Origin of the sequence: Nocardia sp. NPDC059764, from assembly GCF_042732555.1 — a bacterium.
Lineage (GTDB): Bacteria > Actinomycetota > Actinomycetes > Mycobacteriales > Mycobacteriaceae > Nocardia.
The window spans coordinates 41,692-47,720 of record NZ_JBHWHH010000044.1 but is presented as its reverse complement, the minus strand read 5'-3'; the positions used below and the strand labels follow the sequence as shown (position 1 = coordinate 47,720).

Sequence of the window (6,029 nt, the reverse complement as noted above, 5' to 3'; positions counted from 1 at the left end):
GGGATCCCGGTGCGGCGCTTCGCTTTTGGAATCTGCCGACTGATCTCGCAACCTTGGGGGTAACTCACCGGGTACGCCCAGGATCGGTTCGGCTCCCGACAGGCGGCACGGGTGCGGGATCGGCCACGGCACCCGGCCGCCCGCTAAAGGCGCGGAGAGGCGGTCAAGCCAGGGCCTGCTCGATGTCCGAGAGCAGGTCGCTGATGTCCTCGATGCCCACCGAGAGGCGGACCAGGTCGGCCGGGACCTCGAGGGCGGAGCCCTCGGTGGAGGCGTGGGTCATGGCGCCCGGGTGCTCGATCAGCGATTCCACGCCGCCGAGGGACTCGGCCAGGGTGAAGATCTTGGTCTTGGAGCAGAACTCCAGCGCCGCTTCCTTGCCACCGTGCACACGCACCGAGATCATGCCGCCGAAGCGGCGCATCTGCTTCTGCGCGACGGTGTGGCCCGGGTGCTCGGGCAGGCCGGGGTAGATGACCTGGGCGATCTTGGGGTGGTTGGCCAGGAACTCGGCGATGGTCTCGGCGTTGTCGCAGTGCCGGTCCATGCGCAGGGCCAGGGTCTTGATGCCGCGCAGGGTGAGGAAGGCGTCCATCGGGCCGGGGACCGCGCCCGCGCCGTTCTGCAGGAACGCGAACTTGGTGTCCAGCTCCTGGTCGTTGGTGATGAGCGCCCCGCCGACCACGTCGGAGTGGCCGCCCAGGTACTTGGTGGTCGAGTGCAGCACGATGTCCGCGCCCAGCAGCAGCGGCTGCTGCAGGTACGGGGAGGCGAAGGTGTTGTCCACGACCAGCTTCGCGCCGCCCGCGTGGGCGACCTCGGCCAGCGCCGCGATGTCACCGACGTTCAGCAGCGGGTTGGTGGGGGTCTCCACCCACACCAGCTTGGTGTTGGGGCGCATGGCCGCGGCCACGGCGTCCACGTCCGAGATCGGCGCGACCGAGTACTCGATGCCCCACTGGGTGAACACCTTGTCGATGAGCCGGAAGGTGCCGCCGTAGGCGTCGTTCGGGATCACCATGTGGTCGCCGGGGCGCAGGTTGGCCCGGATCGCGCAGTCGGTGGCCGCCATACCGGAGGCGAAGGCCCGCCCGTAGGTGCCGGATTCGAGCGCGGCCAGGTTGGCCTCCAGCGCGGTCCGGGTCGGGTTGCCGGTGCGCGCGTACTCGTAGCCGCCGCGCATGCCGCCGACCCCGTCCTGGGCGAAGGTCGAACTCGCGTAGATCGGCACGTTCACCGCACCGGTCTGAGGGTCCGGATCGAACCCGGCGTGCACCGCCCGTGTGGAGAAACCCAGCTGATCGCTCATGCGAACAGCCTAAGGACGCGGCCGGTCCGCCCCGTCCCCGGGTCGGTATCGGCGCGGCGTTGTGGGCGTCACGCGGGCGGTCCTATCGTGGGCGCATGGTCACCGTAGACGAGCTGTTCGCCATCGACTCCCTGCTCAGTGACGAGGAACGCGCCATTCGCGAGACGGTGCGCGCGTTCGCGGCGGAACGGTTGCGGCCGCGGGTGACCGAATGGTTCGAGGAGGGGACCTTCCCGGCGCGGGAGCTGGCTCCGGAGCTGGGCAAGCTCGGGCTGCTGGGGATGCACCTGGAGGGATACGGGTGCGCGGGCACCTCGGCGACGGCGTACGGGCTGGCCTGCCTGGAGCTGGAGGCCGTCGACTCCGGGGTGCGCAGCATGGTGTCGGTGCAGGGCTCGCTGGCCATGACCGCCATCCACAAGTACGGGTCCGAGGAACAGAAGCTGCGGTGGCTGCCGGAGATGGCGGCCGGGCGGGTGATCGGCTGCTTCGGGCTCACCGAACCCGACTTCGGATCCAATCCGGGCGGCATGCGGACGCGGGCGCGACGCGACGGGGACGACTGGATCCTCGACGGCTCGAAGATGTGGATCACCAACGGGTCGGTGGCCGATGTCGCCATCGTGTGGGCGCAATCGCGCGAGGGCGAACGGGACGTGATCCGCGGCTTCGTGGTGCCCACGGACACACCGGGATTCAGCGCCCGGGAGATGAAACACAAACTGTCCCTGCGGGCTTCGATCACCGCGGAACTCTCCCTCGACGGCGTCCGGCTGCCCGCCGACGCGCAGCTGCCCGAGGCTCGGGGCTTGGCGGCGCCGCTGGGCTGCCTGTCGGAGGCGCGGTTCGGGATCATCTTCGGCGCGCTCGGCGCGGCCCGCGACTGCCTGTCCGCCGCGATCGAATACTCACGCACCCGCGAGGTTTTCGACAAGCCCCTCGCCGCCTACCAGCTCACCCAGGCCAAGCTCGCCGACATGGCGCTCGAACTCGGCAAGGGCGAACTGCTGGCCGTGCACCTCGGGCGGCTCAAGGACCGGCACGTGATCTCCAATGAGCAGATCAGCGCGGGCAAGCTGAACAGCACCCGGGAGGCCATCCAGATCGCGCGCGAATGCCGGACCATCCTGGGCGCGAACGGCATCACCCTCGAGTACCCGGTGCTGCGGCACGCCAACAACCTGGAATCCGTGCTCACCTACGAGGGCACCGCGGAGGTGCACCAGCTGGTGCTGGGCGAGGCGCTGACCGGCTCGAAAGCCTTCCGCTGAGCGGGACTTCCGGACGAATGCGTGATATATCACACTCGATCCCAGGGCCGCGGGTGGGTTGCTAGCATCGCCGGGTGTTTGTGCCCGGCTCCGCTCTGCTCGTCGTCTCGGCGCGTAAAACCCTGAATCGACTGCAGCGTACCCACGGAGCCCCCGCCCTGGAAGCCGCGGCGGTCTTCCCCGGCGTCAGCGCGGTCATCGACCAGCACGCCGCCGCCGTCCGCGACATCCTCGACCTGGGCGTCGAGAACTCCGGCCTGGTCCCCGTCAGCGTGCTGCTCGCCGGGTACGCCCGCGGCATCCTCGAGGACCTCCGCGAGGTCGAACACGCCGCGCTCCCGCGCTCTCCGCTGGACTGGCAGGACGCCGACTGGCTGCACCTCCGCCTGGCCGCCGTCTGCTCCCTCGCTCGCGCCTCCTGAACCCCGAAACGAGATCAGGGAGCCGCTGAGAGCTCCCTGACCCCGAAAGAGCGTCGGTTACATGTCGCCGCGATCCTGGTCGCCGTGCCGCGGTAGCCGGCCGCCCCGATTGGGGCGCTGCGCCGGGGGCGTCGGTTGATCGTTCTGCGGCGTCTGGCCGGATTGCGATGGCATCTGGCCACTCTGCGGTGACGGCATCCGGCCGGTTCCGGGTGCTGGCATCTGACCGGTCTGTTGCGGAGGCATCTGACCGGTCTGTTGCGGAGGCATCTGACCGGTCTGTTGCGGAGGCATCTGACCGGGCTGCGGCGGAGGCATCTGCCCGGGCTGCGGCTGGGGCATCTGACCCGGCTGTTGCGGAGGCATCTGGCCGCCGCCCTGCCCGTATCCGCCCTGCTGCTGATACCCCTGCGGCCCGTAACCCATTGCGCCACTGCCGGGTTCGGCCCATTTACCCGGAGGCATCTGGCCCATGCCCTGACCCGCCATGGTCGGCTGCTGCGCCATGGCGGCCCGTTGCGCGGCCATCGCCTCCTGCTGGGCCTGACGCTGGCGCGCGGCGTCCTCGCGGCCGCGCTGATACGCCTGGGCGTGGCCCTTCACCTCGGGCATCTCGCCCTCGATGGTGTCCAGCCAGCCCGACCAGCGCTGCTGCATGGGCCGGATCAGTCCGCCGCCGACACCGACGACGAGGATGCCGCCCACGGTGGCCAGGACGGTGATGAGGATCGGCATGGTGACCGAGGTGCCGACGCCGATCTGATTGAGCGCGGCGATGATGCCGATGCCCCAGATGAACACGGCCGCAATGCGTCCCAGCATGCGGCCGTAGTCGAGGCCGCTCAGCATGTTCGACACCATGTCCTGGACGACGCGGGCGATGGCGCCGGCGATGCAGACGATGATGATGCCGACGGCCAGTCGCGGCAGCCAGGCCACGACCGCATTCAGCATGGTGCTCACCGGATTCGGGCCGAAGACGCCGAAGCCGAGTTGCACAGTGATCAACAGGACCGCGTAGTACGCCAGCTTGGCGATGATGCCGGTGGCGTCGTAGCTGCCGCGGGCGAGCATGTCCTTGATGCCACCGCGTTCGACCAGGCGATCGAAGCCGACTCGGTGCAGGATTCGGGTCACCAGCCGGGCCACGAGTTTCGCCACGAACCAGCCGATGAGCAGGATGACCAGGAACCCGACGAATTTGGGCACCCAGGTGGCGATGGAACTCCACGCGTCGGAGAGCCCTCGCCCGATCTGGATATCGATAGCCGAACTCGAGGTGTGCATGACCCCGTCCCTTCGCTATCTGTTCCGGCCGGGTTGCCGGAACTGCTCCACGGGGCCGTTATACGCCGAGTCGATCCTCGGATCCGGCTGTTTGCGAAAGTGTTGCCCAATCGGATCGGACAGCCGCCCGAAAACGACGAATGGCCCGCCCCTCATCGGGCGGGCCATCGCGGTGTCGTCGAACGCCGGAGCGGTGGATCAGTACGCGCTGTTGACGTTGTCCATCGAGCCGTAGCGGTGCGCCGCGTAATTGCAGGCGGCGACGATATTGGCGACCGGATCCCAGACGTCGAAGGGGGTGCCGTCGACGTGGTAGGCGGCGAAGGTCGGGTCGATCACCTGCAGCAGGCCCTTGGACGGGATGCCCATGGCTGCGTTCGAGTCGTACAGGTTGATCGCCTGCGGGTTGCCGCTGGACTCCCGGATGATGTTGCGGAAGATGCCGTCGTAGCTGCCGGGGATGCCGCGCTGGGCCATGATGTCCAGCGCCTGGCGGATCCAGCCGTCCAGGTTGTCGGCGTAGACCGGCGGCGCGGGGGCCGGGGCCGGCTCGGGAGCGGGCGCGGGCGCGGGGGCCGCTTCGGGCAGCGGGGCCGGCATGGGGGCCGGGGCCGGAGCGGCGGCCTGGTGCTCGCCGGCCGACGCGAACTTGACGGTCGCGGCGGGCGCGGTGGCGGCGGCCAGGGTCTGCTTCAGCGCAGCGGGCTCGACATCACCGTTGGCGGCGCCGGCGGCGGTGAAGATGGAGCCGAACACGCCGAGGGCGAGAGTGGCGGCACCGGCCGTCCGAGCGGTGGCAACTACCTTGCTACGTTTGGCAGGGTCACTGAGAGCAGACATAACATTCTTGGGCATGGCGAATTTGGATTCCTGTTCGGTTTCGGGCTCGCGGGCCTGAAATGGCAGCGCTTGGTCACGCGGGCGTCTACCGACGCTCACCTGCACACTGCGGGCTGTTGTGGATGCTGTTGTGAAACCCGTTACGGGTCAATTGAGTTGGTGCCCTACCTAGAGGGCTGCAGCGAGGGCGACGGCCTCCCGGCCGTGGGCCTCAGCGCACCGATGTGGTGATCACGTTCCGCATGTGTGTTCACATCTCCTTGCGCCATCCAGACTTGCGGTCTGTTTCCGACAAGGTCACAGCTTGGTTGCGTGTAGTGAACACAGCTTGAATCAAAGGTGAACGAAAGGTGAACTAACCTCAGGCGCACGTCCGGGACCTGCATTAATACATGCGTTGACCTGGTCATTCAATTGAAACCACTAAGTGCTTCAGATCACAGAACAATTTCGCCCCCGATCGCGATATACCGACATTTGGCATATTTCGCGGCGTTTTACCGGCGTTTCGGATGCCTTTGGTAACGGTTCAGCAAATCACAGAAGTTATCTCAAATCACACACGTCACAATTCTCACGGCCGATAAAGACCCCGCAACGATGTACCGCCTCGGCGCGCCCGATCGGCGCCGCGCGGGGAGCAGCTCTCGCCGCCGGGCCGCATCCTGCACCTGGCCGAACAGGCCGTGCCCGCCCGCCGCGGCCGCGACCGGGCGGCGAGCCTGGCCGAGCTGCGCCGCCGCGCGGGCGGGCACCTGGATCCCGACCTGGTGGCGGTGTTCGCCGCCGACCCGGACGCGTGTGGGGCGTACTGGACCAACCGGACCTGCTGACCGCTGTGGTGAGCGCCGAACCCGGGCTGCCCACCGTGATCCGGCCGCAGGACCGCGATCATCTGTG

General features: G+C 68.3%; 6 protein-coding genes. 3 read left to right on the top strand and 3 right to left on the bottom strand.

The features are described 5' to 3' along the window. Positions 1-163: 163 nt before the first annotated feature. Positions 164-1,309 carry a cystathionine gamma-synthase gene (locus ACFV4K_RS12870; RefSeq protein WP_379274514.1) on the bottom strand — a complete coding sequence of 382 codons (1,146 nt, stop codon included), beginning with the start codon at positions 1,307-1,309 and terminating at the stop codon, positions 164-166. A gap of 95 nt (positions 1,310-1,404) precedes the next feature. Here ACFV4K_RS12870 and ACFV4K_RS12865 point away from each other — a divergent pair, with 95 nt between their 5' ends. Next, entirely contained in the window at positions 1,405-2,580 is a 1,176-nt protein-coding gene (locus tag ACFV4K_RS12865; protein ID WP_379274512.1) for an acyl-CoA dehydrogenase family protein, read from the top strand. Between the two features lie 74 nt (positions 2,581-2,654). Continuing rightward, complete coding sequence (locus ACFV4K_RS12860; RefSeq protein ID WP_379274511.1) at positions 2,655-3,002, top strand: DUF6401 family natural product biosynthesis protein; 348 nt, start codon at positions 2,655-2,657, stop codon at positions 3,000-3,002. A 57-nt stretch (positions 3,003-3,059) separates the two neighbouring features. On the opposite strand, the gene ACFV4K_RS12855 is transcribed toward ACFV4K_RS12860, so the two are convergent. Then, positions 3,060-4,289, bottom strand: coding sequence for a hypothetical protein (locus ACFV4K_RS12855; protein WP_379274509.1), 1,230 nt, complete (start codon positions 4,287-4,289; stop codon positions 3,060-3,062). A 198-nt stretch (positions 4,290-4,487) separates the two neighbouring features. Next, positions 4,488-5,129, bottom strand: coding sequence for a transglycosylase SLT domain-containing protein (locus tag ACFV4K_RS12850; RefSeq protein ID WP_379274508.1), 642 nt, complete (start codon positions 5,127-5,129; stop codon positions 4,488-4,490). Between the two features lie 686 nt (positions 5,130-5,815). Between ACFV4K_RS12850 and ACFV4K_RS12845 the strand changes: the two genes are divergently transcribed. Continuing rightward, positions 5,816-5,962 (top strand): hypothetical protein, encoded by a 147-nt coding sequence (locus ACFV4K_RS12845; RefSeq protein ID WP_379274506.1) that lies wholly within the window; start codon positions 5,816-5,818, stop codon positions 5,960-5,962. Positions 5,963-6,029 lie beyond the last annotated feature (67 nt).

Coding starts and splice junctions, on each gene's coding strand:
- ACFV4K_RS12870 (WP_379274514.1), bottom strand. CDS start 1,309: ATGAGCGATCAGCTGGGTTTCTCCACACGGGCGGTGCACGCCGGGTTC.
- ACFV4K_RS12865 (WP_379274512.1), top strand. CDS start 1,405: ATGGTCACCGTAGACGAGCTGTTCGCCATCGACTCCCTGCTCAGTGAC.
- ACFV4K_RS12855 (WP_379274509.1), bottom strand. CDS start 4,289: ATGCACACCTCGAGTTCGGCTATCGATATCCAGATCGGGCGAGGGCTC.
- ACFV4K_RS12850 (WP_379274508.1), bottom strand. CDS start 5,129: ATGTCTGCTCTCAGTGACCCTGCCAAACGTAGCAAGGTAGTTGCCACC.